General features: G+C 66.7%; 25 protein-coding genes. 12 read left to right on the forward strand and 13 right to left on the reverse strand.

Annotated features, from left to right (window positions below):
- The first annotated feature begins 19 nt into the window (after positions 1–19).
- The 10 genes from mdh (at position 20) to lpdA (ending at position 11,472) form a co-directional block, all read left to right on the forward strand.
- Positions 20–982, forward strand: coding sequence for a malate dehydrogenase (gene mdh, locus ATO11_RS09335; RefSeq protein WP_050530545.1), 963 nt, complete (start codon positions 20–22; stop codon positions 980–982).
- Between the two features lie 199 nt (positions 983–1,181).
- Positions 1,182–2,375, forward strand: coding sequence for an ADP-forming succinate--CoA ligase subunit beta (gene sucC, locus ATO11_RS09340; protein ID WP_050530546.1), 1,194 nt, complete (start codon positions 1,182–1,184; stop codon positions 2,373–2,375).
- An 84-nt stretch (positions 2,376–2,459) separates the two neighbouring features.
- Positions 2,460–3,341 (forward strand): succinate--CoA ligase subunit alpha, encoded by an 882-nt coding sequence (gene sucD / locus ATO11_RS09345; RefSeq protein ID WP_050530547.1) that lies wholly within the window; start codon positions 2,460–2,462, stop codon positions 3,339–3,341.
- A 97-nt stretch (positions 3,342–3,438) separates the two neighbouring features.
- Positions 3,439–3,969, forward strand: a complete 531-nt coding sequence (locus tag ATO11_RS09350) for a DUF805 domain-containing protein (protein ID WP_050530548.1) — start codon at positions 3,439–3,441, stop codon at positions 3,967–3,969.
- Entirely contained in the window at positions 3,966–6,926 is a 2,961-nt protein-coding gene (locus ATO11_RS09355; protein ID WP_050530549.1) for a 2-oxoglutarate dehydrogenase E1 component, read from the forward strand. The genes ATO11_RS09350 and ATO11_RS09355 overlap by 4 nt, the downstream gene beginning before the upstream one ends.
- Positions 6,927–6,929: 3 nt before the next feature.
- On the forward strand, positions 6,930–8,477 hold the full coding sequence (gene odhB, locus ATO11_RS09360; protein ID WP_050530550.1) for a 2-oxoglutarate dehydrogenase complex dihydrolipoyllysine-residue succinyltransferase: 1,548 nt from the start codon (positions 6,930–6,932) through the stop codon (positions 8,475–8,477).
- Positions 8,478–8,634: 157 nt separating this feature from the next.
- Positions 8,635–9,021, forward strand: a complete 387-nt coding sequence (locus ATO11_RS09365; RefSeq protein ID WP_050530551.1) for an MAPEG family protein — start codon at positions 8,635–8,637, stop codon at positions 9,019–9,021.
- The gene (locus ATO11_RS09370) at positions 8,997–9,593 is read left to right on the forward strand and encodes a hypothetical protein (RefSeq protein ID WP_242601392.1); all 597 of its coding nucleotides are present in this window, start codon (positions 8,997–8,999) and stop codon (positions 9,591–9,593) included. The genes ATO11_RS09365 and ATO11_RS09370 overlap by 25 nt, the downstream gene beginning before the upstream one ends.
- Before the next feature lies 1 nt (position 9,594).
- The gene (locus ATO11_RS09375; RefSeq protein ID WP_050530553.1) at positions 9,595–10,005 is read left to right on the forward strand and encodes an MAPEG family protein; all 411 of its coding nucleotides are present in this window, start codon (positions 9,595–9,597) and stop codon (positions 10,003–10,005) included.
- A gap of 78 nt (positions 10,006–10,083) precedes the next feature.
- Entirely contained in the window at positions 10,084–11,472 is a 1,389-nt protein-coding gene (gene lpdA, locus ATO11_RS09380; protein ID WP_050530554.1) for a dihydrolipoyl dehydrogenase, read from the forward strand.
- Between the two features lie 316 nt (positions 11,473–11,788).
- Here the strand turns inward: lpdA and ATO11_RS09385 are convergent, their stop codons facing one another.
- From ATO11_RS09385 to ATO11_RS09400, 4 genes are read right to left on the reverse strand one after another with little or no spacing between them, the layout of a single operon-like run.
- On the reverse strand, positions 11,789–12,391 hold the full coding sequence (locus ATO11_RS09385; protein ID WP_050530555.1) for a pyridoxamine 5'-phosphate oxidase family protein: 603 nt from the start codon (positions 12,389–12,391) through the stop codon (positions 11,789–11,791).
- Complete coding sequence (locus tag ATO11_RS09390; RefSeq protein ID WP_050530556.1) at positions 12,378–13,112, reverse strand: lysophospholipid acyltransferase family protein; 735 nt, start codon at positions 13,110–13,112, stop codon at positions 12,378–12,380. The genes ATO11_RS09385 and ATO11_RS09390 overlap by 14 nt, the downstream gene beginning before the upstream one ends.
- Entirely contained in the window at positions 13,112–14,017 is a 906-nt protein-coding gene (locus ATO11_RS09395) for a cell division protein FtsX (protein WP_050530557.1), read from the reverse strand. Before ATO11_RS09395 ends, ATO11_RS09390 begins: the two co-directional genes overlap by 1 nt.
- Complete coding sequence (locus ATO11_RS09400) at positions 14,014–14,691, reverse strand: cell division ATP-binding protein FtsE (protein ID WP_050530635.1); 678 nt, start codon at positions 14,689–14,691, stop codon at positions 14,014–14,016. The genes ATO11_RS09395 and ATO11_RS09400 overlap by 4 nt, the downstream gene beginning before the upstream one ends.
- A 154-nt stretch (positions 14,692–14,845) precedes the next feature.
- Here ATO11_RS09400 and ATO11_RS09405 point away from each other — a divergent pair, with 154 nt between their 5' ends.
- A complete protein-coding gene (locus ATO11_RS09405) occupies positions 14,846–15,772 on the forward strand; it encodes a zinc-ribbon domain-containing protein (protein WP_082176233.1) in 927 nt (308 codons plus the stop codon).
- 13 nt (positions 15,773–15,785) lie between these two features.
- Here the strand turns inward: ATO11_RS09405 and ATO11_RS09410 are convergent, their stop codons facing one another.
- The 6 genes from ATO11_RS09410 to argH form a co-directional block, all read right to left on the reverse strand.
- On the reverse strand, positions 15,786–18,395 hold the full coding sequence (locus ATO11_RS09410; RefSeq protein WP_050530559.1) for a TIGR02302 family protein: 2,610 nt from the start codon (positions 18,393–18,395) through the stop codon (positions 15,786–15,788).
- A 36-nt stretch (positions 18,396–18,431) separates the two neighbouring features.
- Positions 18,432–19,697 carry a diaminopimelate decarboxylase gene (lysA, locus tag ATO11_RS09415; RefSeq protein ID WP_050530560.1) on the reverse strand — a complete coding sequence of 422 codons (1,266 nt, stop codon included), beginning with the start codon at positions 19,695–19,697 and terminating at the stop codon, positions 18,432–18,434.
- A gap of 99 nt (positions 19,698–19,796) precedes the next feature.
- A complete protein-coding gene (locus ATO11_RS09420) occupies positions 19,797–20,369 on the reverse strand; it encodes a putative pterin-binding protein (protein ID WP_050530561.1) in 573 nt (190 codons plus the stop codon).
- Between the two features lie 332 nt (positions 20,370–20,701).
- Entirely contained in the window at positions 20,702–21,016 is a 315-nt protein-coding gene (locus ATO11_RS09425; RefSeq protein ID WP_050530562.1) for a DUF2834 domain-containing protein, read from the reverse strand.
- Positions 21,013–21,186: a hypothetical protein gene (locus ATO11_RS22115; protein ID WP_165586946.1), complete on the reverse strand. Its 174-nt coding sequence runs from the start codon at positions 21,184–21,186 to the stop codon at positions 21,013–21,015. The genes ATO11_RS09425 and ATO11_RS22115 overlap by 4 nt, the downstream gene beginning before the upstream one ends.
- The gene (argH, locus tag ATO11_RS09430) at positions 21,183–22,574 is read right to left on the reverse strand and encodes an argininosuccinate lyase (protein ID WP_050530563.1); all 1,392 of its coding nucleotides are present in this window, start codon (positions 22,572–22,574) and stop codon (positions 21,183–21,185) included. Before argH ends, ATO11_RS22115 begins: the two co-directional genes overlap by 4 nt.
- 23 nt (positions 22,575–22,597) lie before the next feature.
- Between argH and ATO11_RS09435 the strand changes: the two genes are divergently transcribed.
- Positions 22,598–23,155: a TlpA family protein disulfide reductase gene (locus ATO11_RS09435; protein WP_050530564.1), complete on the forward strand. Its 558-nt coding sequence runs from the start codon at positions 22,598–22,600 to the stop codon at positions 23,153–23,155.
- Here ATO11_RS09435 and ATO11_RS09440 read toward each other — a convergent pair.
- The 3 genes from ATO11_RS09440 to ATO11_RS22120 all read right to left on the reverse strand — a co-directional run.
- Positions 23,152–24,081, reverse strand: coding sequence for an NAD(P)-dependent oxidoreductase (locus tag ATO11_RS09440; RefSeq protein ID WP_050530565.1), 930 nt, complete (start codon positions 24,079–24,081; stop codon positions 23,152–23,154). The genes ATO11_RS09435 and ATO11_RS09440 overlap by 4 nt on opposite strands.
- On the reverse strand, positions 24,078–25,073 hold the full coding sequence (locus ATO11_RS09445) for a glycosyl transferase family protein (RefSeq protein WP_050530566.1): 996 nt from the start codon (positions 25,071–25,073) through the stop codon (positions 24,078–24,080). The genes ATO11_RS09440 and ATO11_RS09445 overlap by 4 nt, the downstream gene beginning before the upstream one ends.
- Before the next feature lie 138 nt (positions 25,074–25,211).
- A partial coding sequence (locus ATO11_RS22120) for a hypothetical protein (RefSeq protein WP_207382952.1) occupies positions 25,212–25,837 on the reverse strand: 626 nt, incomplete at its 5' end.

The following is a 25,837-nucleotide window of genomic DNA, read 5'->3' on the forward strand; positions in this document are numbered from 1 at the left end:
CACCAAAGGACAGACACCCATGGCTCAACCCAAGATCGCGCTTATCGGCGCCGGCCAGATCGGCGGCACCCTGGCTCACCTCGCTGCGTTGAAGGAGCTGGGCGATGTCATTCTCTTCGACATCGCGGACGGAACGCCGCAGGGCAAGGCGCTCGACATCGCGGAAAGCGGCCCGTCGGAGGGGTTCGACGCGGCGCTGAAGGGCACCACCGATTACGCCGACATCGCGGGCGCGGATGTGTGCATCGTGACCGCGGGCGTGCCGCGCAAGCCCGGCATGAGCCGCGACGACCTGCTGGGCATCAACCTGAAGGTCATGAAATCGGTGGGCGAAGGCATTCGCGACAACGCGCCCGACGCCTTCGTGATCTGCATCACCAACCCGCTGGACGCGATGGTCTGGGCGCTGCGCGAGTTTTCCGGCCTGCCGCACGAAAAGGTCTGCGGCATGGCGGGCGTGCTGGATTCGGCGCGGTTCCGCCATTTCCTGAGCCTTGAATTCGACGTGTCGATGAAGGACGTCACCGCCTTCGTGCTGGGCGGCCACGGCGACACGATGGTGCCACTGACCCGCTATTCCACGGTCGCAGGCATCCCGCTGCCCGACCTCGTGGACATGGGCTGGACCACCAAGGACAAGCTGGACGCGATCGTGCAGCGCACCCGTGACGGCGGCGCCGAGATCGTGGGCCTGCTGAAGACCGGTTCGGCCTATTACGCGCCCGCGACCAGCGCCATCGAGATGGCCGAGGCCTACCTCAAGGACCAGAAGCGCGTGTTGCCCTGCGCGGCCTACGTGGACGGTGCCTACGGCCTTGACGGGTTCTATGTCGGCGTGCCCACCGTGATCGGCGCGGGCGGCATCGAGCGCGTCGTCAACATCTCGCTGTCGAAGGACGAGCAGGCGATGTTCGACAAGTCGGTCGACGCGGTCAAAGGCCTCGTGGAGGCCTGCAAGGGGATCGACGGCTCTCTCGCCTGATCCGCGACTCGCATTTTCAGGACGGCCCCCGGCGGACAATGCCGAGGGCCGTTTTGTTTTGTGATCACACCTTTTGAAGCTGTGATCACAATATGCACATTCTCGCCAATCGTTTGCGCCATCAGGCGGATTTGCGGTGCAGGCGCCGCGCGCACACGCATATTGGGGCCAACTCGATACTAGCGAAGGCGATGCGCAGATGAACATCCACGAGTACCAGGCGAAGTCGTTGTTGCGGGCGTGTGGCGCACCCGTGAGTGACGGGCGTGTCGTGAAGAAGGCCGACGAGGCGAAGACGGCGGCAGGTGAACTGGACGGCCCCGTCTGGGTCGTGAAGGCGCAGATCCATGCAGGCGGGCGCGGCAAGGGCACGTTCAAGGAGGCCGATGCCGGCGACAAGGGCGGCGTGCGCATCGCGCGCAGCGCGTCCGAGGCCGCCGAGGAAGCCAAGCGCATGCTGGGCCGCACGCTGGTGACCAAGCAGACTGGCCCGGCGGGCAAGCAGGTCAACCGCATCTACATCGAGGACGGCGCGGGCATCGCGACCGAGATGTACCTCGCCCTGCTGGTCGACCGGCAGACGAGCCGCGTGTCCTTCGTCGCCTCGACCGAGGGTGGCATGGATATCGAGGAGGTGGCCGAGAAGACGCCCGAGAAGATCCTGTCCTTCTCGGTCGATCCGGCGACCGGCTACCAGCCGTTCCACGGGCGCCGCATCGCGTTCGGTCTGGGCCTGAAAGGCGGGCAGATCAAGCAATGCGTCAAGCTGATGGGCCAGCTGTACGAGCTGTTCCTCGCCAAGGACATGGAGATGCTGGAGATCAACCCGCTGATCGTGACCGATGGCGGCGATCTGAAGTGCCTTGATGCCAAGATGGGCTTCGACGGCAACGCCGTTTACCGCCATCCCGACATCGCCGAGTTGCGGGACGTGACCGAGGAGGATCCCAAGGAGTTGGAAGCCTCGAAACACGACCTCAACTACATCGCGCTGGATGGCGAGATCGGCTGCATGGTGAACGGCGCGGGCCTCGCCATGGCGACGATGGACATCATCAAGCTGTACGGCGCCGAGCCTGCCAACTTCCTCGACGTGGGCGGCGGGGCGACCAAGGAGAAGGTGACCGAGGCGTTCAAGATCATCACGTCGGATCCGAACGTGAAAGGCATCCTCGTGAACATCTTCGGCGGCATCATGCGCTGTGACGTGATCGCCGAGGGCGTCGTGGCGGCGGTCAAGGAAGTGGGCCTGAAGGTCCCGCTGGTCGTGCGGCTGGAAGGCACCAACGTCGAAGAGGGCAAGCGCATCATCAACGACAGCGATGTCGACGTGATCGCGGCGGATGACCTGAAGGACGGCGCCGAGAAAATCGTCAAGGCCGTGAAGGGCTGACCGGATCGAAATACCGGGTGGGTCGAGGCCCACTCCCAAAGGGACAAATGGGTGAACGCGCCCATCCTACGAAGGAAACGCCAAATGGCCGTACTCGTCGACGAAAACACCAAAGTCATCTGCCAGGGCCTGACGGGCTCGCAGGGGACGTTCCACTCTGAACAGGCCATCGCCTACGGCACCAAGATGGTCGGAGGGGTCACGCCCGGAAAGGGCGGGCAGACGCATCTGGACCTGCCGGTCTTTGACAGCGTGCACGAAGCGATGCACGCGACCGAGGCGAACGCGAGCGTGATCTACGTTCCGCCGCCCTTTGCCGCCGACTCGATCCTCGAAGCGATCGACGCGCAGATGCCGCTGATCGTCTGCATCACCGAAGGCATCCCGGTGCTGGACATGATGCGGGTCAAGCGCGCGCTCGAAGGATCGGCCTCGCGCCTGATCGGGCCGAACTGCCCCGGCATCATCACGCCCGACGCCTGCAAGATCGGCATCATGCCGGGGCACATCCACAAACGCGGCAACGTGGGCGTGGTGTCGCGCTCGGGCACGCTGACCTACGAGGCGGTCAAGCAGACCTCGGACGTGGGTCTGGGCCAGTCGACCTGTGTCGGCATCGGCGGCGACCCGATCAAGGGAACCGAGCATATCGACGTGCTGGAATGGTTCCTTGCCGACGACGAGACGCAGTCGATCATCATGATCGGCGAGATCGGCGGGTCGGCCGAGGAAGAGGCGGCGCAGTTCCTCAAGGACGAGGCCAAGAAGGGCCGGTCGAAACCCGTCGCGGGCTTCATCGCCGGGCGCACCGCGCCTCCGGGCCGCCGCATGGGCCATGCCGGTGCGATCGTCGCGGGCGGCAAGGGCGGCGCCGACGACAAGATCGAAGCCATGCGCAGCGCGGGCATCGTGGTCGCCGAAAGCCCCGCCGGGCTGGGCGAGGCCGTGCTGGAAGCGATCGGGTAGGTCCACGGAACATGATCCGCGCCTCCCGCATTAGTCGTCTCGATACCGGTGCACGCAAGTCACCGGACGGACACGTCGTTGCAAGGGGGGCGCGACCATGACTTTCACCCAATCCGTGAAGACCTGTTTCCGGAAGTATTTTACCTTTTCGGGCCGCGCGTCGCGCAGCGAATACTGGTGGTTTTTCCTGTTCCTTGTCCTCGGCTCGATCGTCGCGTCGATCCTCGACAGCATGATATTCGGTGCCGTCGAGGTCGACACCGGGCCGGGATCGGTCGGGGTGGAAAGCAATGGGCCGCTGGGATCGCTGTTCTCGCTGGCGACGTTCATTCCCGCACTGGCCGCTGGCTGGCGGCGAATGCACGACACCGGCAAGTCGGGCCTTTACCTGCTTTATCCGCTGATCGTGATGATCGGCATCGCCGTCTTCGCGATGTTTACCGGCGCGTTCGAACAGATGTCGACCGGCGATATCGGCACCGCCTTTACCGGCGTGTTGGGTATCGTCCTGATGATCGCGCTGGTCGTCCTTGCGATCTCTCCCCTGCTTGTCCTGTGGTGGCTGACCCGCCCTTCGCAACCCGGCCCCAATGAATACGGTCCAAACCCGCACGAGGTCCCCTCATGACCGATCACTCCCCCAACGACGCATTCCATGCCACCTCCTTCATGCAGGGGCACAACGCCGAATACCTCGAACAGCTTTATGCAAGGTACGCGAATGATCCCGCCTCGGTCGACGAGGCGTGGCAGGCGTTTTTCCGGGGCCTTGGCGATGGCGAGGTCGACGTAAAGCGAGAGGCGGCGGGCCCAAGCTGGGCGCGGAGCGACTGGCCGCCGCAGCCGAATGACGACCTGACGGCGGCGCTGGACGGGCAATGGGCGCTCGACCCCGAGGTCAAGACAGCCGCGCCCAAGCTGAAGGCGGCGGCGGACAAGGCCGGGGTCGAGGTCAGCGACGAACAGATCAAGCGCGCGGTGCTGGACAGCATCCGCGCCATCATGCTGATCCGGGCCTACCGGATCCGGGGGCACCTTGCTGCCGATCTTGATCCGCTGGGCATGAAGGAGCCGGTGGATCACCCCGAGCTTGATCCCCGCACCTATGGCTTCAACGAGGCCGACATGGACCGGCCGATCTTCCTTGATAACGTGCTGGGGCTCGAACTGGCCTCGATGCGGGAGATCGTGGAGATCGTGAAGCGCACCTATTGCGGCACTTTCGCGCTGCAATACATGCACATCTCGGACCCCGAGCAGAGCGCGTGGCTGAAGGAGCGGATCGAAGGCTACGGCAAGGAGATCAGCTTTACCCGTGAAGGGCGGAAGGCGATCCTGAACAAGCTGGTCGAGGCCGAAGGGTTCGAGAAGTTCCTGCACGTCAAGTATACCGGCACCAAGCGGTTCGGCCTTGATGGCGGCGAAAGCCTGATCCCGGCGATGGAACAGATCATCAAGCGCGGCGGCGCGCTGGGGATCAATGAGATCGTCGTCGGCATGCCCCACCGCGGGCGCCTGTCGGTGCTTGCCAACGTGATGGGCAAGCCCTACCGCGCGATCTTCAACGAGTTCCAGGGCGGCAGTTTCAAGCCCGAGGACGTGGATGGGTCGGGCGACGTGAAATATCACCTCGGCGCGTCGAGCGACCGCGAGTTCGACGGCAACAAGGTGCACCTGTCGCTGACGGCGAACCCCTCGCACCTCGAAGCCGTGAACCCGGTGGTTCTGGGCAAGGTCCGCGCCAAGCAGGACCAGATGAACGACGTCGAGCGCAAGAAGGTGATGGCCATCCTGTTGCACGGGGATGCGGCGTTTGCCGGGCAGGGCGTCGTGGCCGAAGGGCTGGGCCTGTCGGGCCTGCGCGGGCACAAGACCGGCGGCACGATGCATATCGTGGTGAACAACCAGATCGGGTTCACCACCGCGCCGCACTTCTCGCGCTCGTCGCCCTACCCGACCGACATCGCGCTGATGGTCGAGGCGCCGATCTTCCACGTCAACGCGGATGATCCGGAGGCGGTGGTGCACGCGGCCCGCGTTGCGACCGAGTTCCGCCAGATGTTCGGCAAGGACGTGGTGATCGACATGATCTGCTATCGCCGGTTCGGCCATAACGAGGGGGATGAACCGATGTTCACGAACCCGATCATGTACAAGAAGGTCAAGTCTCACAAGACGACGCTGACGCTGTATACCGACCGGCTGGTGCAGGATGGCCTGATCCCCGAAGGCGAGATCGAGGACATGAAGGCCGCCTTCCAGGCCCAGATGAACGAAGAGTTCGAGGCGGGCAAGAATTACAAGCCGAACAAGGCCGACTGGCTGGATGGCCGCTGGTCCCACATCGACAAGCGTGGCGAGGAATACCAGCGCGGCCAGACCGCGATCAGCCCCGACACGCTGGCCGAGATCGGCACCGCGCTGACCCGCCTTCCCGAAGGCTACCCGGTGCACAAGACCGTGGCGCGGATGCTGTCGAACAAGGCCGAGATGTTCGAGAAGGGGGCCGGGTTCGACTGGGCCACCGGCGAGGCGCTGGCCTTTGGCTCGCTCCTGACCGAAGGCTACCCGGTGCGCCTGTCCGGGCAGGATTCGGCGCGCGGCACGTTCAGCCAGCGCCATTCCGGCATCGTGGACCAGGAGACGGAGGAACGGTACTACCCGCTCAACAACATCCGCGGCGGGCAGGAGCGGTACGAGGTCATCGACTCGATGCTGTCGGAATACGCGGTGCTGGGTTTCGAGTACGGCTATTCGCTGGCCGAGCCCAACGCGCTGGTGATGTGGGAAGCGCAGTTCGGCGATTTCGCCAACGGCGCGCAGATCATGTTCGACCAGTTCATCAGTTCCGGTGAATCGAAATGGCTGCGCATGTCGGGCCTTGTCTGCCTTCTGCCGCACGGGTTCGAAGGCCAGGGGCCGGAACACTCGTCTGCCCGGCTGGAACGCTTTTTGCAGATGTGCGGGCAGGACAACTGGATCGTGGCGAACTGCACGACGCCCGCGAACTACTTCCACATCCTGCGCCGCCAGATTCACCGCGACTTCCGCAAGCCGCTGATCCTGATGACGCCCAAGTCGCTTCTGCGGCACAAGCTGGCGGTGTCGCGGTCCGAGGATTTCACCGACGGTTCGTCCTTCCACCGCGTGCTCTGGGACGATGCCCAGCACGGCAATTCCGACACCAAGCTGGTTGCCGACAAGAAGATCAAGCGCGTGGTGATGTGTTCCGGCAAGGTCTATTTCGACCTGCTGGAAGAACGCGACGCGCGCGGGATCGACGACATCTACCTGATGCGGATCGAGCAGTATTACCCCTTCCCCGCGCTCAGCCTTGTCAAAGAGCTGGAACGCTTCAAGGGGGCAGAGATGATCTGGTGCCAGGAAGAGCCCAAGAACCAGGGCGCGTGGACCTTCATCGAACCCAACATCGAATGGGTGCTGACCCGCATCGGCGCCAAGCATGACCGCCCCGTTTACGTGGGCCGCGCCACATCGGCCTCGCCCGCGACGGGCCTCGCCTCTGCCCACAAAGCCCAACAAGCTGACCTCGTCGACGAGGCGCTGACCATCGAAGGAAAATAATCCATGGCCACCGAAGTCCGCGTGCCCACCCTGGGCGAAAGCGTCACCGAAGCGACCGTTGCGACCTGGTTCAAGAAGCCCGGCGATGCCGTCGCCGCCGACGAAATGCTGTGCGAGTTGGAAACCGACAAGGTCACCGTCGAGGTCCCCGCCCCCGCCGCAGGCGTGATGGGAGAGATCGTCGCCGCCGAGGGTGAGACCGTGGGCGTCGATGCCCTGCTCGCCACCATCACCGAAGGCACGTCCGAGACGGCCTCCGAAGCATCTAAGATGCCCGAAGCGGAGCCTGACGAGAAAAGCGCCGACGATGCCGGTGACACCTCCGGCAGCAGCGGTGGCGGAGAGACCATCGACGTCCCCGTCCCCGCGCTTGGCGAAAGCGTGACCGAGGCGACCGTGTCCACATGGTTCAAGGCGGTCGGCGACACCGTCGCGCAGGACGAGATGCTGTGTGAATTGGAGACCGACAAGGTCTCGATCGAGGTGCCCGCGCCCGCCGCCGGCACCCTGACCGAGATCAAGGCCAAGGAAGGCGACACCGTCGAAGCCTCCGCCATTCTCGCCGTGATGACCACGGGCAGCGGTGGCGCCGTTGCGGCCAAGCCCGCCGCCGATGAGCCGACCAAGGCCGCACCGTCCAAGGGCAGCAGCGGCAAGGATGTCGAGGATGCCCCGTCGGCCAAGAAAGCCATGGCCGAGGCCGGGATTTCGCGCGACGCCGTGCAAGGCTCGGGCCGCGACGGTCGGATCATGAAGGAAGACGTCGCCGCCGCGATCAAGTCGGCAAGCGCGGCCCCCGCGGCCTCTGCTCCCGCGCAAGCGCCGCGTGCCCCGGTCGCGGCAGAGGACGAGGCGCGTGAGGAACGGGTGAAGATGACCCGCCTGCGCCAGACCATCGCGCGCCGCCTGAAGGACAGCCAGAACACCGCCGCGATGCTGACGACCTATAACGAGGTCGACATGTCCGCCGTCATGGGCCTCAGGTCGGAATACAAGGAGCTGTTCCAGAAGAAACACGGCGTGAAGCTGGGCTTCATGTCCTTCTTCACCAAGGCCTGCTGCCACGCCCTGAAAGAGGTGCCCGAGGTCAACGCCGAAATCGACGGCACCGACATCGTCTACAAGAACTTCGTGCACATGGGCATCGCCACCGGCACGCCCACGGGTCTTGTGGTGCCGGTGATCCGCGACGCGGATTCGATGTCATTCGCCGATATCGAGAAGCAGATCGCCGAAAAAGGCGCCCGCGCCCGCGACGGCAAGCTGTCGATGGCGGAAATGCAGGGCGGCACCTTCACGATCTCGAACGGTGGCGTCTACGGCTCGCTCATGTCCTCACCGATCCTCAACCCCCCGCAATCGGGCATCCTCGGCATGCACAAGATCCAGGACCGTCCCGTGGTCGTGGATGGCGAAATCGTCATCCGCCCGATGATGTACCTCGCCCTGTCTTATGACCACCGGATCGTCGATGGCAAAGGCGCGGTGACGTTCCTCGTCCGCGTGAAGGAGGCGCTGGAAGATCCGCGCCGCCTGCTGATGGACCTGTAGGGCGAGACCGGCCCGTGCGCATGTCCTGCGACATTGTGTTGCCCGACACGCCCGTATCGGGGCAAGCTGGCGACAGCCGGGGGCGCAGGCTCCCGGCCATTCGCCCGCTCCGGGCGCGGCCCGGAGTGCCTTGCACTCAACGCCACAGGCTTGACCCATGACTTCTCTCACTTCCATCCTCGCCCTCTACGGCCTCGTCGTCCTTGTGACCATCGTGATCCAGGTGCTGACCGCGCTTCCGCAGGTCGGGTTGGTCACGCTGGCCCAGAACCGCGATAACATGCCGCCGCTGACCGGGATCGCCGGTCGCATGCTGCGCTGCGTCGACAACTCGATCGTCGCGATGGCACTCTTTGCGCCCGCCGTGCTGATCGTGAACCAGCTTCTGCCGCAAAACGATTCCGCGCTGCTGGCCGCGCAGGCCTTCCTGCTCGCGCGCATCGCCTACGTGCCGATCTACGCCTTCGGCATCCCGTGGCTGCGCACCGGCGTCTGGGCGGTCGGCTTTCTCGCGACCGCGTGGCTTTACGTGATGGCCCTGTGACGCAGGCGGCGCGGCATGACCCCGCGGGCCATCCCGGCCCGCTCGCCCGCGCCATCGCGGCCCGGCGCGCGTTCCGCCTGCCGGGCTACACCACGCTGGCCGAGGCCGGGTTTGACGGCGACTACGTCACGCCGATCGAGCAGTCGTCCGGCAACCCGACCGGCCCCCTTCTGATGTCCAAAGACTGGTTCGACGCGCCATCCGCCACCGCCCACCGTGCCACGCTGCGGATCAAGGGCTACCTGCCCCACATCCCCTTCAACCGCGTCCTCGACAAGGCGCTCGCGCTGGTCGGCCTGTCGCGCGCCGACATCTTCGTCTGTCCGGTCTTCTGCCTCCTGCCTCCGCAACGCTCGCACCCGATTCCTAACCGCGACCTGCGCGCCTCCTTCGACGCCGTCACGCGCCACGTCCTCCTTGGCCGCCGCCCCGTCGCCGCCGGAACCGATGCCGCACGCACGCTCGGCCATTTCGGTATCGACCATGTCGAAACCTGCCACCCCTCCGCCCGCGGCCTCACCTTCGATGCCCGCGCGCAAAAGATCGCAACCGCGCTCAAGCAGGTGATGTAGCATGACCCCAGAACTCACCGCCCTCACCCTCGCCGCCCTGCTGCAGGTCATCCAGTTCGCCCTGATGTCGATCCCCGCCAATATCGAACTCGGCACCGGCAAGACGCTGTCGCCCCGCGACCGCGCGCGCCTTGGCGGCGACCTTCAGGACCAGGTATCCGAAAAGACCGCCCGCCTCTTCCGCGCGCTCAACAACCATTTCGAAGGACTGATCCTGTTCGGCATCGCCGTCATGGTCACGGTCATGTCCGACCAGGGCAACGCGGTCACCGCCGCGCTCGCCTTCACCTACCTCGCCGCCCGCATCGCCTATGTCCCCGCCTACTACTACGGCCTCGTGCCATGGCGGTCGCTGATCTGGTTCGTGGGCTTTCTCGCCACCACCGCACTTCTCCTGCTCGCCCTCGTCTGACTTCTCTGGTTCGAAAATACCTCGGGGAGCGCGAGGGGCTGGCCCCTCGCTCCCACGCTCACAAAAGGAAACACCGCAATGGCATCTTACGACGTGATCGTGATCGGCGCTGGTCCCGGCGGCTACGTGGCCGCCATCCGCTGCGCGCAGCTTGGCCTGAAAACCGCCTGTGTCGAGGGGCGGGAGACGCTGGGCGGCACCTGCCTGAACGTCGGCTGTATCCCGTCGAAGGCGCTCCTGCACGCTTCCCACATGCTGCACGAGGCGGAGCACAACTTCGCCACGATGGGGCTGAAGGGCAAAAGCCCTTCGGTCGACTGGAAACAGATGCAGACCTACAAGCAGGACACGGTGAACACCAACACCAAGGGCATCGAATTCCTGTTCAAGAAGAACAAGATCGACTGGCTCAAGGGCTGGGGTTCGATCCCCGAGGCGGGCCGCGTCAAGGTGGGCGACGAGGTGCACGAGGCCAAGAACATCATCATCGCCACCGGGTCCGAGGCGTCCTCGATCCCCGGTGTCGAGGCGGATGAGAACACCGTCGTCACCTCGACCGGCGCGCTGTCGCTCGGCAAGGTGCCGAAATCGCTGGTCGTGATCGGCGCGGGCGTGATCGGGCTGGAGCTTGGCTCGGTCTATGCCCGGCTGGGTTCCGAGGTCACGGTGCTGGAATACCTTGACGTCATCACCCCCGGCATGGACGGCGAGGTGCAGAAGAACTTCCAGCGGATGCTGAAGAAGCAGGGCATCAACTTCATCCTTGGCGCGGCGGTGCAGGGGACCGAGGCGCTCAAGACCAAGGCCAAGGTGCAATACAAGCTGCGCAAGGATGACAGCGATCACGAGATCGACGCCGATGTCGTGCTGGTCGCCACGGGGCGGAAGCCCTTCGTCGACGGGCTGGGGCTGGAGGCGCTGGGGGTCGAGATGACGAAACGCGGCCAGATCGCCGTCAACGGCCAGTGGGAGACGAACGTGAAGGGCATCTACGCCATCGGTGACGTGATCGACGGCCCGATGCTCGCCCACAAGGCCGAGGATGAGGGCATGGCCGCGGCATCGGTCATCGCGGGCAAGCATGGCCACGTGAATTACGGCGTGATCCCCGGCGTGATCTACACCCATCCCGAGGTCGCGAACGTGGGCGAGACCGAAGAGAGCCTCAAGGAGCAGGGCGTGCCCTACAAGGTCGGCAAGTTCCCCTTCATGGGCAACGCGCGGGCCAAGGCGATGTTCTCGGGCGAAGGCTTCGTGAAGATCATTGCGCACAAGGAGACTGACCGGATCCTCGGCGCCCATATCATCGGCCCGACCGCCGGGGACCTGATCCACGAAATCTGCGTGGCGATGGAATTCGGCGCCTCGGCCGAGGATCTGGCCCTCACCTGCCACGCCCACCCGACCGTCTCCGAAGCCGTGCGCGAAGCGGCGCTCGCCTGCGGCGACGGCGCGATCCACGTCTGACGACCCCGGCGCTCGCCCCGATCGGAAGGCGTTTGACGGTCCTGTCCAATGCCAGGGGCGGAACGGATCACTGGAAAGAAGGATCGAGCCGCGGATCGACGGGTCGCGGTGCGGCGATCCATCGATCGGGCTGATGCGCTTTATCCCTCAAATTCCGCGAATGCCCCGGCGTCGCGCCACGCCCTACCAAATCGCCGTGCCGGAGGGCGGCCCGGCGATGCGCGGCGGCCTGCGGCCTTGATCCCGCGCGGGGTACACGGCTCGATCGTCAGGCCAAGTAGTCAGCTGCCTTTGACTGCGATATGAACCGCACTCCTCACCACATGCGCGGCATCGCATATTCGTTGTAATTGGCTTCGTAGTCCGGGCCGCCTTCCTCGCCGTCGGTCATGTCGGCGAGGATGTCACCGGTGGTGGGCAGCCCTTCCCGGTCGTCCCGCGCCCAGAGATCCGAGCGAAGGAGCGCCTTGGCGCATTGGGTGTAGATCTCGGCGATCTCGATCACGATGACCGTGGCGGGATGCTTGCCGCGTTGTTCAAAGCGGTGGCGCAAATCGTCGTCGTCGGTCAGGTATGCCGTCCCGTTCACGCGCACGACCGTGTTCGACGGCGGCACCATGAACATCAGCGACACGCGCCCGTCCCGCACGATGTTGCGCAGGGAATCCAGCCGGTTGTTGCCGCGCCAGTCGGGCATCAGCAGGGTCGTGTCGTCCAGTTCCGCGACCACCGGGCCATCGTCTCCACGTGGTGATCCGTCGGTCCCCTCTGGCCCCACGGTCGACAGGATGCAGAAGCGGGACGCCATGATCCAGCGGCGGTAAAGCGGCGTCAGGCGCGTTGCGACCTTGCGCAGGGCGGGTTTGCCCGGCGTGCCGTAGAGCGCATGAAGATCCTCGACCGTATCAATCCTGCGCAACGAACCCGGCCTCCCGCATCAATTCGTTGGACCGCGTCTCGACCACCTGTTCGAGATGGGCAAGGAACGGCTCCTTCTCCATCCCCGGCGGGATCGGGTCGAGGAATTCGACAACCGCCAGCCCAGGCTTGCGATAGATGCCGAGACGCGGCCAGAAGACGCCGACATTGGTGGCCGCAGGGACCACGGTCTGCCCGGTTTCCTCGTAAAGAACCGCCGTGCCCACCTTGTAGGGCAGCTTCGCGCCCGGCGCGACGCGGGTGCCTTGCGAATAGATGATCAGCTGGCCCGCGGGTGCGTCGCCCGATTTCACCTCTGCCACCATCTTGCGGATCGCCTCGGCCCGCTTGCCGCGTTCCACGGGAACGCAGCCGATACGCATGCCGTACCAGCCGAGGATCGGCGCCCACCGCAGCGAGGCCTTCATGATGAATTTCGGGCGCGGCACGACCGACACGATCATGATGATGTCGAGGAAGGACTGGTGTTTGGACGCGATCAGCACCTCGTCCGTCGGCACGGTGCCGCGAATCTCGGTCTTCAGCCCCACCATCCACGACGCCGTCCAGCGCACCCAGCGGCAATAGGTGCGCACGCCGGAATAGGCCCCCTGCCGGTCGAAGATGGCCCAGGGCGTGAAGAAGATCGCGAGGAAGGCCATCATGAAATACATCTGCAGCATGAAGACGAAGGACCGCGCCCATTGTATCGCGTAACCCATCAGCTCAGTCCTTCCAAAGTCGTGCGTGCGGCGACGCCCGTCGCCCAGAAAGCCACCGCGCCCAGTACCGGCGGGATCAGGAACGGCAAGAGCCAGTGCCAACCGCGCAGGCCCAGCCCGGTGAGAAACGATGCCTCGGCCCCAGCCGATGGCAGCAGAGAAACCGCGATCAGCCCCGCGATAGTTCCGGCGGCGGCGCCGGTCAGCGCGCGCAGGGTGAAGCGGCGCACGAAGGCTTGCGCGATGTAGCCATCGGTCGCGCCCACCTGTCGCAGCACCTCGATCACCTGCGCGTTGGCGGCCAGCGCGGCGTTGGCGGCGAGCGTGATCATCGCGGCGGAGGCCGCGCCGATCAGCAGGATCGACACCCAGCCCAGCGCCCGCAGCGCGTTGGCCGCCCGCACCAGCGGTTTGCGCCAGCGCGCGTGATCGTCCAGGACCGCGCCCGGCACCTCGGCAGCGAGCCGCAGGCGCAGGCCTTCGGCGTCGAACCCGCCGCGCTCTTCGGTGATCTCGATCAGTTGCGGCACCGGCAGGTCTTCGAGAGGCAGGTCGGGCCCGAACCACGGCGCGAGCAGCGCGCGCTGTTCATCGGCGCTGAGCGCGCGGGCGCTGGCGACGCCCGGCGTGGTCTGCAGAACGATGATCGCGGCGGCGGTCTGGGCCGCCATCTGCTCGGCCGGGGCGGACAGGCGCAGGGTGGCGCCCTGGCTCAACTCGGCACTCCACGTCGCGGCGAGGCGGCCGGCGGCGAGCGACAGCGCAAGCGCGAAGACCATCAGGAATGCCATCGCGGCGGAGGTGAACAGCGTGAGGCGCACCGTGAACCCGGCGGGCGGCACGACACGGTCGGCCTGCGCGTCGCCTGCGAGGAAGGCAAGCGCGGCGGAGGGGTCGAGCTTCACAGGTCCGCCCCCGCAAGCTGCAACCGGCGGTTGGCGATCCGCAGGACCCGCGCCTGCACGTGGCTTTTCGCGGCGCGGATCAGGCTGAGGTCGTGGGTGGCGATCATCACCGTCTTGCCCATGCGGTTCAGCTCGATCAGCAGGGTCAGGAGGCGCTGGGACATGTCCCAGTCGATGTTCCCGGTGGGCTCGTCCGCAAGGATCACGTCGGGCGACTGGATCACGGCACGGGCAAGCGCGGCACGTTGCCGTTCACCGCCCGACAGTTCCGGCGGCAGCGCATCGGCCCGGCGCGACAGGCCGACCCAGGCCAGAAGCTCCTTCATGTTGGCGATGTCGGAATAATGCTCGGCCCCCGCGACGGTCAGCGGCAGGGCCACGTTTTCCGACACCGGCAGGTGGTCGAGGAACCGGCAATCCTGGTGCACGACGCCGATCCGGCGGCGGCCCAGCGCGATGTCGTCGCGCGACATGGTGCGCACGTTCTGGCCGAACAGCATGACATCCCCTGCCGTGGGGATCAGCGCGCCGTAGCAGAGTTTCAGGAAGGTGGTCTTGCCCGCGCCGGACGGGCCGGTGAGGAAGTGGAACGAGCCGGGGGCGAGCTTCAGGGAAATCTCGCTCAACAACTCGCCGCCGCCATAGCTGTAGGCCACATTGTCCAGCTCGATCACGTGGTTCGCCCCTTCGCCGCGCCCGTGGCTTGTTGTGCCCGAGCATCGCCGCGCATGCAATCGCGGCGGGGGACTTTTCGCGCGCGGGCAATCGGCCTATTCTTCGACACGGGCGGCAGGGGACTGGCGCGGTCAAGCCAGGGATAGGTGTCACATGCGGCTGGTATGCCCGAATTGCGGTGCACAGTACGAAGTACCGAGCGGCGTCATTCCGGAAGATGGCCGGGACGTGCAGTGTTCGAATTGCGGACATACGTGGTTCGAACCGCATCCCGACAGCGTGGCTGCCGCCTCTGCCGAGCCTGCGCCCGAGGCCACCGTCCCCGAACCGGAACCGGTGGCAGAGCAGGAGCCCGAGCCGGAAGAGACACCGCCGCTTCCCGATTACGAGCCGGAGCCGGAGCCTGAAGCAGCGCCCGCGCCGGAAATCGCACCCGAGGCCGCGCCGTCACGGGTCGACCCGTCGGTCGCCGATGTCCTGCGGCAGGAGGCCGAGTACGAGGCGCGGGCGCGCGCGGCGGAAACCGCCGGTGCGCTGGAAACCCAGCCCGATCTTGGCCTTGACGAGGCCGACGGTGAATCGCGGCGGGCACGCGAGGCGCAGGAGCGGATGGCCCGGATGCGCGGCGAGGATCGCAGCGCCGAACAGGTCGAAGCCGCCGTGGCCGCGACCGTCGCCGCCGAAACCGACCGCCCGCGCCGCGACCAGTTGCCCGACATCGAGGACATCAACGCCACGTTGCGGTCCTCCAAGGAGCCGCGCCTGACCGACCGGAACGAGCCGCCCCCGCATGTCGCGGTGGCCGAAGCCGACCGACGCAGTTTCCGCCGGGGCTTCCTGTTGATGGTCCTGATCGCGGTGGTTCTGGTCGCGCTCTACGTCTTTGCGCCGCGCATCGCGGACACCGTTCCGCAGGCGAAGGCACCGCTCGATCAATACGTGGCGACAGTCGACGAGGCGCGCGTATGGCTCGACGACCAGCTGGCGCGCGGGTTGCAATGGCTCGACTCGATGGCGTCCGAAGCATCGGCGCCCAGCGGGGGAACCGGGGCAGAGCCCGAGACCGCCGAAAGCCAGTGACGTCGCGCCGGGGTCAGTAGCGGTCGAGCAACCGTTCGAGGTATTCGCGTTCCAGTTCCGGGCGGCTCGACTCGCCGGTGCGGCGGCGGATCTCGTCCAGCAATTCGCGCGCGCGGCGATAGACGTCTTCACCCTGCAGAAGCTGTTCCTGCGTGCCGATCTGGCCGTTGGTGCCCTGCCGCCGGCCCAGCGGGTCACGCCGCTCCTGCCCGGTATCGGCATCCGCGGTGCCCTGCTGGCCCTCCTGCTGGCGCTGCTGTTCGGCCAGCGCCTCGCCAAGGTTGCGCATGCCTTCACGCAGGGCTTCCATCGCCTCGGATTGCTGGTCGATCGCACCGGCGAGGTCATCCTGCCGCAGCGATTGTTCGGCTCCGTCCATGGCGCGATCGGCGCGGCGCAGCGCCTCGCGCGCGGCATCGCCCGCCTCGCCGCCCACGTTGGGCAGCGCGTTCTGCTGGCGCTGCAATTCGCCGCGCAGCGCGCGCTGGCGGTCGGCGAGTGACTGGCGCTGGTCGCCGCCTTCACCCTGCCCCTCGCCCTGCTCTTGGCCGCCGCCCTGCTGGCCCGGCTGCTGGCCCTGGCCCTCGCCCTGTCCTTGTTGCTGGGAGTGCTGCTGGCCCCGGCCCTGCCCGCCGTCGCGGCCTTCGTTGCCTTCGTTCTCCCCCGCCTGCGCGTTGGGGTTGAACTGCTCCTGCAGGTCGCGGAAGGCGTCGTCGCTCAGGCCCTGCTGGTCGCGCAGGGTTTCGGCGAGGCCCTCCATCGCCTGCTGACCCGGAGACTGCCCGCCGCCCTGCTGGCTTTCGGTGACGCGCATGTTCTCCATCAGCTGCTGAAGCTCTTCCAGCGCCTGCTGCGCCTCGGCCATGCGGCCCTGTTCCATCAGCTCCTGGATGCGGTCCATCATCGCCTGCAGGTCGTCCTGCGTCATCTGCATGGAGTCGCCCTGCTGGTTCTGGGCCTGATCGCTGTTCTGCTGACCGTCCTGCCGGTTCTGCTGCGCCAACTGGTTGATGTAGTCGCGCGAGGCGTCACGCAGTTCCTGCATCAGTTCGGCGATTTCCTCGTCCGTGGCACCGTTGCGGATCGCTTCGGACAGGCGCTCCTGTGCGCGGCGGAGGCGTTCCAGCGCGTCCGACAGGTCCCCCTCTTCGAGCAGGATGGCAAGGTCCCACAGCGCCTCGGCGATCTCGGCCTGCTGGTCATCGGTGATGCCAAACTCGGTAAAGGTTTCCAGACGCCGCAGGATCACCCGCAGGCGCAAGTAGGCGGTTTCCGACCGAAACGCGCTTTCGGCCCGGTGCGAGACCGCGCGCAGGATCTGGGCGATGCGCGGGGCGTTGTCGCGCGACCACAGAAGGTCCCGGCGCTGTTCGATCACCGCCGCCGCCATCGGGTCGAAAAAGCGGCGGCCCGGAAGGGTCATGCGGAAATCGGTGGACTGGCCGGTCTGGCCCAGCTCGTCCGTCACTTCGAGCGTCAGGGTCACCGGCAGGTTGGCCCATGGATGCTGCGAGAAGTTCTCGACGATGGTTTCCTCGAAATCCGAACGGTCGCCCGCGATGGGCAGCGGCAGGTCGACAATCACCTCCTCGCGCGGTTCGGGATCGGTGGCGAGGCCGTAGCGCCGGTCGACGGCGTCGAGGTTCAGGCGGATCGTGCCGGTGCCGCCGATGATGCCGTAATCGTCGCGCGCGACGAAGCGTTGCAGCATCCGGCCATCGGCCTCGCTTTCCGGTTCGGCGGAAATGGACACGCGCGGCGCGCGGTCGGGTTCCATCACCACGTTCCATGACTGCCCGCCCGGACCCGCGATGTCGAGCCGCCCGCTTTGCGCGATGGTGATCGCGGTGTTTTCGGCGGCCTGTGCGTCGTCACTGGCGACCGGCGTGCCGCTTATGGTTTCGCGCAACGTCAGGTCGGACGCATCGCCGTAGAAGCGCAGGGTGATCGTGGCGCCCTGCGGGGCGCGGATCTCGCCCGCCTGGTCGGCGAGGTAAAGCGTGGGTTTGCCGGTATAGCCGGGCGGTTCGACCCAGCCTTCCCAAGCCGGCCCGCCCGCGGTGACCTGCGTGCCGGGTGCCAGTTCGGTGACCGACCCGACACGGGATATCGACCCGAACAGGAGCGCGACCGCCAGCACCAGAAGCGCGGAATAGCGCAGGCCGAACGGGTCGAGCGCCGAGATGCGCAGGTCTGGACGGACGGGTTGCGCCGCGGCCGCGCGGTCGGCCATGCGGGCGCGGTGCGCGCGCCAGACGGCCTCGGAATGATCGTCGCCCTGCCCGATGGCCTGTTCGTCCATCAGTGCGGCGAGCGGCCGGCCCTTCATCGTGGCGTCGAGGCGGCGGATCGCATCGTCGCGCGACGGCCAGCGGAAGCGGCGCGCGCCGTACCAGAGGCCGAACAGCGCCCCGGCGACGACAAGGCAGGCGATGGCCCAGACCAGTTCGACGCTCATCAACTCGTGCACGCCGAGCATCAAAAGACCCGTGGCAAGGATCGCGACGGACCAGAGTGGCCAGAAGGCGCGCACGAGCGCTTCGCACAGCATGCCCGCCCGCGTCAGGCCAAGGGGCCAAGCGAGGCGTTTGAACAGGCGCGGGGTCGAGACGGGTCGGGTCATCCGGGCTCCCAGAACGGCGTCAGCGCCGTGGAGGCATCATAGCCATGCGGGAATGGTATCTCGATTTATCATCTCGTCAAAGGTCGGACGTGGGCGGATCACCGCGTAGTGATCGCCCTTCACCAGCACTTCGGGCACCAGCGGACGGGAATTGTATTCCGAAGCCATCACCGCGCCGTAGGCCCCGGCAGAGCGGAAGGCGACGAGGTCATCGGCGGCAAGGGGCGGCATTGTGCGACCCTTGGCGAAGGTGTCGCCGGATTCGCAGACCGGGCCGACCACGTCATAGGCCACCTGTTCGATCCCGGCGTCGGGTTCGACAACGGGTACGATGTCGTGATGCGCGTCGTACATGGCCGGGCGGATCAGGTCGTTCATCGCGCCGTCGAGGATCAGGAACTGCCGGTCGGCCCCCTGTTTGACATAGATCACCCGGCTCACGAGGAGCCCCGCATTGCCCGCGATCAGGCGGCCCGGTTCGATTTCGACCTCGCAGTCCAGATGCCCCACGGTGCGCTTGATCAGCGCGCCGAAATCCGAGGGCAGCGGCGGCGTTTCGTTCGACCGCGCGTAGGGGATGCCCAGACCGCCGCCAAGGTCGAGCCGCCGAATGTCGTGCCCGTCGGCGCGCAGCACCTCCGTCAGGTCGGCCACCTTGCGGTAGGCCAGTTCGAACGGGGCGAGGTCGGTCAATTGCGAGCCGATATGCACGTCGATCCCGATCACGTCGAGGCCGGGAAGGCTGGCCGCCAGCGCATAGACCTCGCGCGCCCGGTCGATCGGGATGCCGAACTTGTTTTCCGACTTGCCGGTGGAAATCTTGGCATGCGTCTTGGCGTCGACGTCGGGGTTCACGCGGATCGTGATGGGCACGGTTTTGCCCATCTGCGCCGCGATGCGGCTGATCTGCTGCATCTCGGGTTCGGATTCGACGTTGAACTGGCGGATGCCACCGGCAAGCGCCTGCGCGATCTCGGCCTCGGTCTTGCCCACGCCGGAAAACACGATGCGGTCGCCCGGCACGCCGGCGGCGACGGCACGGGCGTATTCGCCGCCCGACACCACGTCCATCCCCGCGCCCTCGGCCGCGAGCGTCCTGAGGATCGCCTGGTTCGAAGCGGCCTTCATCGCGTAGCAGACAAGGTGCGGCATACCGTCGAGCGCCTCGTCGAACAGGCGGTAGTGCCGGACCAGCGTGGCCGTCGAATACAGGTAGAACGGCGTTCCCACCTCGTCGGCGATGCGGCTGACGGGGACGTCCTCGGCATGCAGGGTGCCGTCGCGGTAGATAAAGTGATCCATGCAGGGCGCTTTAGGACGTCAGGCACGGCTGTGCAATGGCGCGCGGCGTCGCGGTACGGGCCGGCCGGCCGGGTGGCGGACCGGCCCGAGGGTCGCGGGTTACTTTACGTTGATGTGGTAGATCGACCAGACCCAGTTGTCGTCCGACATGTCCGCAAGGTCGGCACGTTCAGCGCGCGGAAAGACGATCTGCGTCGGGCCGTAATCGCCGATGGCGAAGGGCTGGCCATCGCGGCTGAGCGCGACGACGGCGCCCGCGTCGACCAGGTCGGCCACGTCCGCCTCGACCGCGTAGCCATCCAGCGCCTGCACCGTGATCGTCTTGCCATCCGCGCCCGCCGCTTTCAGCACGTCCGCCAGCAACGGCCCTTCGAAGCTGTAGACCTGCCCGCCCTTGGGAAAGTCGGCTTTCACGGTGTGCAACTCCAGCCCCATCAGCTTGCCCACGTCGAATTGCGCGGCCATGTCGAAATCGACGTCCTGGTAGCCGAAGAACTTGTCATCCGCCTCGCTGTAGGCCTGCCGCGTCGGTGCGGCGAGGTTGCCGGTGACTGTCAGGATGACGGGACCGGTGACATCGGTGTCCTGCGACAGGGCCGGGCCGGAGAGCGAGAGGGCGAGTGTTGCGCCGCAGGCAGCGGCGATCGCGGAGCGACGGGTCAGTGAGAGCATCTGAAACTCCTTAAGGTTGATAAATTTTCTCTTAAAAAGTGTATCGAACGAAATCGATACGAATAATCCCCAGAAACAGCGAGGGCGCACGCGCCTAAGTTATTCAGCGATGGTTGGGAGGTCGTGCCGGATCGTCAAAAGACAACCGGGATTTGGGGTACCGTCCGGGCCAGGGGTTGGCGAACGGCCCCAAGGGGTGGGTGGCACCTGGAACCTCGCGCTGACACGACGCGAGCGGGATGCGGGCAGCCTTTGCCGTTCCGGCACGACACTTCAACTTTAACACGAAATTCTTGCCGCGAAATTCCCCATAAATAGGGATGCCTGCGACGTCAGACGGGGCGCGTCCGCAGGAACAGGTACAGCGGCAGGCCGCAGCTGACGCCGATGCCGAAGGTCGCGGGGATCGCGATCAGGCCCCACCAGTTCCGCCGCACCGCCACCTCGGCGATGATCCAGACGGTCAGCGCAATGGCCGCGATGGTGAGGTCCCAGACAAGGCCCGAGGTCGCGTTGTTGACGTACCACGCGTCGATCATTGGCCCCAGCTGCCAGCCATGTTCCTGGAACCACGCGATGAAATAGGACATCGGATGGATCGCGCCCCAGATGGCGAGGCCGAGATAGACAAGCCGCAGCGGGTTCAAAGCCCCACCCGGACACTGACCGGCCCCCGCGTGATCCCGACCGAAGCGCGGGAACTGACCCCACCCGGTCCCAGCGTCACGCTGGCATCGGCGGTGGGCTTGACGGGTTCGCCATCCGCACCACAGGCGGCGAGCGCAAGAAGCGCCATCAGCGTCAGGACGGGTTTCATTTCAGGGCGGCCTCCCACCGGGCGATCTGTTCGCGGACCCGCGCGGGCGCGGTACCACCATAGCTTGTGCGCGAGGCGACGGAATTGTGCACGCCCAGCACGTCGAACACGCCTTGATGTATACCGGAATGCACCGCTGTCATCTCGTCCAGCGTGAGATCGGGCAGATCCTTGCCACCCGCCTCGGCCCTGGCCACCAGCGTGCCGGTGACGTGGTGCGCCTCGCGGAAGGGCAGGTCCAGTTCCCGCACCAGCCAGTCGGCGAGGTCGGTCGCCGTGGAAAACCCGGTCGCCGCCGCGCGTTCGAGCACGTCGCGATTGGCCGTCAGGTCGCGCAGCATCCCTTCCATGGCGGCCAGCGCCAGCATCAGGTTGTCGGCGGCGTCGAAGACGGGTTCCTTGTCTTCCTGCATGTCCTTCGAATAGGTCAGCGGCAGGCCCTTCATCACGGTGAACAGCGTGATGGTCGACCCTAGGATGCGCCCGATCTTGGCGCGGATCAGTTCGGCGGCATCGGGGTTCTTCTTCTGCGGCATGATCGATGATCCGGTCGAGAACCGGTCGCTCAGCGTCACGAAGCGGAACTGGGCCGAGGACCAGATCACCAGCTCTTCGGCCAGCCGCGACAGGTGCATCGCGCAGATCGATGCGGATGACAGGAATTCCAGCGCGAAATCGCGGTCGCTGACGGCGTCGAGAGAGTTGGCGCAGGGCCGGTCGAACCCCAACGCCTCGGCGGTCATGTGCCGGTCGATGGGGAAGGACGTTCCGGCCAGCGCCGCCGCACCCAGCGGGCTTTCGTTCATCCGGGCCCGCGCATCGGCGAAACGGGAGCGGTCGCGGGCGAACATCTCGACATAGGCCATCATGTGGTGGCCCCATGTCACCGGCTGTGCCACCTGCAGGTGGGTGAAGCCCGGCATCACCCAATCCGCCCCGGCGCTGGCCTGTGCGAGGCACGCTTGCAAGAGCGTGACGAGCGCGCCGTCGATGGCATCCATCTGGTCGCGCACCCACAGGCGGAAATCGGTCGCCACCTGATCGTTGCGAGACCGCGCGGTGTGCAGACGGCCCGCCGGTTCGCCCACGATCTCTTTCAGCCGCGCCTCGACATTCATGTGGATGTCTTCAAGGGCCGCCGAAAAGGTGAAATTCCCGCCCTCGATCTCTGACAAGACCGTGAGAAGGCCTTCCCGGATCGCCTCGGCATCGTTATCCCTCAGGATACCCGTCGCGGCGAGCATCGCCGCGTGGGCGCTTGAGCCGCGGATATCCTGCGCCGCCAGCCGCTGGTCGAACCCGATCGAGGCGTTGATCGCCTCCATGATCGCATCCGGCCCGTCGGCGAACCGGCCGCCCCACATCTGGTTCGAGGTATCTTTGGTCATACAGATCCGTCCCGGAGGACCCCATGAAAACGCTTCTGGCCTTCGCCCTCTATACCGCGCTTGCGGTGACTGCAAACGCCGACACCGCGGCGCTGGAGGCGCTGCGGGACGGCGACATGCGCAAGCTGAACTTCCACGCCACGCCCGAACCCGCGCCGGATGTCGCGTTCGAGACGTTCGAGGGCGAGGAGATGACGCTCGAGGCGTACCGTGGCAAGCACATCGTGCTGAACTTCTGGGCGACATGGTGCGCCCCCTGCCGCAAGGAGATGCCGCACCTGGCCGAGCTTCAGGCCGAACTGGGCGGCAATGCGTTCGAGGTGGTCACCATCGCGACGGGCCGCAATCCGCCGCAGGGCATGAAGGATTTCTTCGAACAGATCGGCGTCGACAACCTGCCGCTTCACCGTGATCCCAAGCAGAAACTCGCGCGCTACATGGCGGTTCTGGGCCTGCCGGTTACCGTGATCCTCGACCCCGAGGGCAACGAGATCGCGCGCCTGCGAGGGGATGCCAACTGGGCGAGTGACAGCGCCAAGGCGATCATCACCGCGTTGATCGCGGAACCGGCCGAGGGCTAGGGCCCCGCGATCCAGTCGCAGCCCAGCCGCGCGGCCAGTCCCGCGCCCGCGCCGGTGGGCACAAGGCACACGACCCGCGCGCCATCGGCCTGCGCGGCTTCGATCCCGGCCAGGTCGTCCATCGACAGCAACCCGCGTTCCGCATCGCGGCGGGGAAGTTCGAGGTAGCCCTCCAGCCCCCCGGCATGGAACACGACGTCGACCTCTTGCAACGCGGCGACGGCGCGGAGCGTGATGAGGTCCGTCGCGCCGGGCCGGGCTTCGACCACCAGCACCTGTGCCTGATCGTTGCCGAACGTGCCGGTGTCGATCGCCGCCTCGATCGCCTGCCACGCGGCATCCGTGTCGCCGGATGCATGGGCAGAGCGGGGCGATCCGGCAAAGACCCAGCGATAGAAATCCCGCCGGTCGCGCGGACCGAACCGGAACGCCACCCGGTCGCGGATCGCGCCGATCCCGGCGGCCAACGCACCCAGCGAGGGTTCCAGCAAGGTTTCGATCCGCGTCTTGATCTGGCGTCCCAGAACCGGGGCCGTGCCCTCGGTCCCGATGGCGACGATCACCGGGTCGCGGTCGACGATGGACGGCGTGATCGCATCGCAGAGCCACGGCTGGTCCACCACGTTCACGATCGCGCCCGACTCTTTCGCCAGCGCGTGCAGCGCCGCATCCGCACCGGGACAGCCGGTGCCGATCACGACAAGGGCAGCATTGCGGAACGTGCCCGGCGTGATCGGGCCATCGTCGTGGTGGATCAGTCCTTCTGCCGCCTTGCCGGCCAGTTCCGGGCCGAGGTCGGGCGCAAGCACGTCGATCCGCGCCTCGGTCTTGGAAAACAGGCGCACCTTCTGCGCGCCCTGCTCCCCGCCGCCCGCGATCACCACGCGGCGGCCCGCCATTTGCAGGAACATCGGGAAGGTCTTCACGCGCGCGCCTCCCACATGCGGCGGGCGAGCGCGTCGCCCTCCACCGGTGTCGCCGCCTGCCCCAGTGACCACAGCGCAAGGCCGGCGGTGCCGATGATGACCGCCTCTGCAAAGTCATGCCGCGCCGCACCCGACCACAGCTCAGGCAATGGCGGAGTGGCGTCTTCGGCCTCGTGCAACCGGCGCGTTTCGTCCCAGAGCGCGGGCGCGGGTGTTTCGAACACCTCCCCCCCGGACAGTCCAAACGCCTGCACGGTTTTCGACGGGTGCCGTTCGAATTCGCCCCCGCCGCCCTTGATCACGGTGATCCTGTGACGCATCAGCAACCGCCCGGCATCGGCCTGCAGGTCGCGGTAGGGTGGGTGGAAGACGCCCTGCACAGAGGTCGCGGCACCCGCGGGGTTGAGCATGCGCAGGACCGTGTTGATACAGGACCGCAGGCCCAGCACGTCGCGCAGGCGCAGGATGTCGAAGGCGCGTGGGGCGATCGCCTCGATCGGGGCATAGGCGATGCCGCCCTGTTCCAGCGCGGTGGCAGCGTCGGCAGAGGTCTGAACCACCGGAATGTCGAGGCCTGGCAGCGCCCGTCGCACATCCGCCGCCGGGTTCTGGTGGGAATTCCAGCCATGCAGGAGGACGGGATGCCCCGCCGCCGCGACCAGCCGCGCCGCGAGCAGGAAAAGCGGCGCCCCGCGCGACCGCCCCGCCGCGTAGGAGGGCCAGTCGAGCGCGACGGGCAGGTCGGCCCAGGCGGGATCGAGCGTGGCCGCAACCGCATCGACGCAACCCGCGACCTCGGCAGCGCTCTCGCCCCGGAACCGCATCAGCATCAGCAGCGCGCCCACCGCTTCGGGCGCGACCTCCCCTTCGAGGATCAGCGCCATCGCAGCCCGCGCCTCGTCTTGCGTCAGGGCGCGCGACCGGCCCGGCCCGCGGCCGAGGATACGCACATAGGGCGCAAGATCGCTGGGTCTGGTGGCGCTCTCGGGCATGAACGCGGCCTAACAGCCGCGCCCCGCTTTGCCAATGTCGCACGGGGGCAGCGGCACGAAAACGGGCGCGACATGCCTGCCGCGCCCGCATTTACCGGTTGAAAAGGCTGCCCGCGCCGTGGCGGGCGGCCGGCTGGATCAGGTCCACATGTCTTCGTAGACGTCATCCCCGCCGTCATCGGCGATCATGTCGTCCTCGGGCTCCGGATCGGTCATCAGCATGTCGATGGCCTCGTCCGATACCGGCGACATGCCGAGCAGTTCGACCGAGTCGTCCCGCGGTCCTTCGTACGGCCCGACATTGGACAGCGAGACCGCGAAGGTCTGGCCGGCAAGGTCTTCCGCCGAAAGCGGCCCGTCGTCGGAGCCGATGATCAGGCTCACATCCTCGCGCGGCATGTCCGCGGCGCCCGCGTCGAAGGTGAACGCGACATCCGTCCCGTATGCGCCTCCGGTCAGGTCCTTGGTGCCCTCGCCCGAGTAGGCCCAGACGTTGTCCGCCGCGACATCGAAACCGATGCCGGTGATGTCGGCGGTGTTCTCGGCGTCGTCGGCGATCCCGATGGTAACGCGGAGCGAGCCCTCTTCCCAGGCATCGACCGAGACGGTGACCGGCACGTCCCCGGCGAGATCGAACGAGGTGAGCGGTGTGCCGTTCACGGGCATCGGATCGCCTCCGCCACCGCCACCGGTTCCGCCAGTTCCACCGGTTCCGCCGGTGCCACCAGTGCCTCCGGTTCCGCCCGAGCCGCCAGACCCGCCGG

The organism is Pseudaestuariivita atlantica (assembly GCF_001205715.1).
Classification (GTDB): domain Bacteria; phylum Pseudomonadota; class Alphaproteobacteria; order Rhodobacterales; family Rhodobacteraceae; genus Pseudaestuariivita; species Pseudaestuariivita atlantica.

Coding starts and splice junctions, on each gene's coding strand:
- mdh (WP_050530545.1), top strand. CDS start 20: ATGGCTCAACCCAAGATCGCGCTTATCGGCGCCGGCCAGATCGGCGGC.
- sucC (WP_050530546.1), top strand. CDS start 1,182: ATGAACATCCACGAGTACCAGGCGAAGTCGTTGTTGCGGGCGTGTGGC.
- sucD (WP_050530547.1), top strand. CDS start 2,460: ATGGCCGTACTCGTCGACGAAAACACCAAAGTCATCTGCCAGGGCCTG.
- ATO11_RS09350 (WP_050530548.1), top strand. CDS start 3,439: ATGACTTTCACCCAATCCGTGAAGACCTGTTTCCGGAAGTATTTTACC.
- ATO11_RS09355 (WP_050530549.1), top strand. CDS start 3,966: ATGACCGATCACTCCCCCAACGACGCATTCCATGCCACCTCCTTCATG.
- odhB (WP_050530550.1), top strand. CDS start 6,930: ATGGCCACCGAAGTCCGCGTGCCCACCCTGGGCGAAAGCGTCACCGAA.
- ATO11_RS09365 (WP_050530551.1), top strand. CDS start 8,635: ATGACTTCTCTCACTTCCATCCTCGCCCTCTACGGCCTCGTCGTCCTT.
- ATO11_RS09375 (WP_050530553.1), top strand. CDS start 9,595: ATGACCCCAGAACTCACCGCCCTCACCCTCGCCGCCCTGCTGCAGGTC.
- lpdA (WP_050530554.1), top strand. CDS start 10,084: ATGGCATCTTACGACGTGATCGTGATCGGCGCTGGTCCCGGCGGCTAC.
- ATO11_RS09390 (WP_050530556.1), bottom strand. CDS start 13,112: ATGGGTTACGCGATACAATGGGCGCGGTCCTTCGTCTTCATGCTGCAG.
- ATO11_RS09405 (WP_082176233.1), top strand. CDS start 14,846: ATGCGGCTGGTATGCCCGAATTGCGGTGCACAGTACGAAGTACCGAGC.
- ATO11_RS09410 (WP_050530559.1), bottom strand. CDS start 18,395: ATGACCCGACCCGTCTCGACCCCGCGCCTGTTCAAACGCCTCGCTTGG.
- lysA (WP_050530560.1), bottom strand. CDS start 19,697: ATGGATCACTTTATCTACCGCGACGGCACCCTGCATGCCGAGGACGTC.
- ATO11_RS09420 (WP_050530561.1), bottom strand. CDS start 20,369: ATGCTCTCACTGACCCGTCGCTCCGCGATCGCCGCTGCCTGCGGCGCA.
- ATO11_RS22115 (WP_165586946.1), bottom strand. CDS start 21,186: ATGAAACCCGTCCTGACGCTGATGGCGCTTCTTGCGCTCGCCGCCTGT.
- argH (WP_050530563.1), bottom strand. CDS start 22,574: ATGACCAAAGATACCTCGAACCAGATGTGGGGCGGCCGGTTCGCCGAC.
- ATO11_RS09435 (WP_050530564.1), top strand. CDS start 22,598: ATGAAAACGCTTCTGGCCTTCGCCCTCTATACCGCGCTTGCGGTGACT.
- ATO11_RS09445 (WP_050530566.1), bottom strand. CDS start 25,073: ATGCCCGAGAGCGCCACCAGACCCAGCGATCTTGCGCCCTATGTGCGT.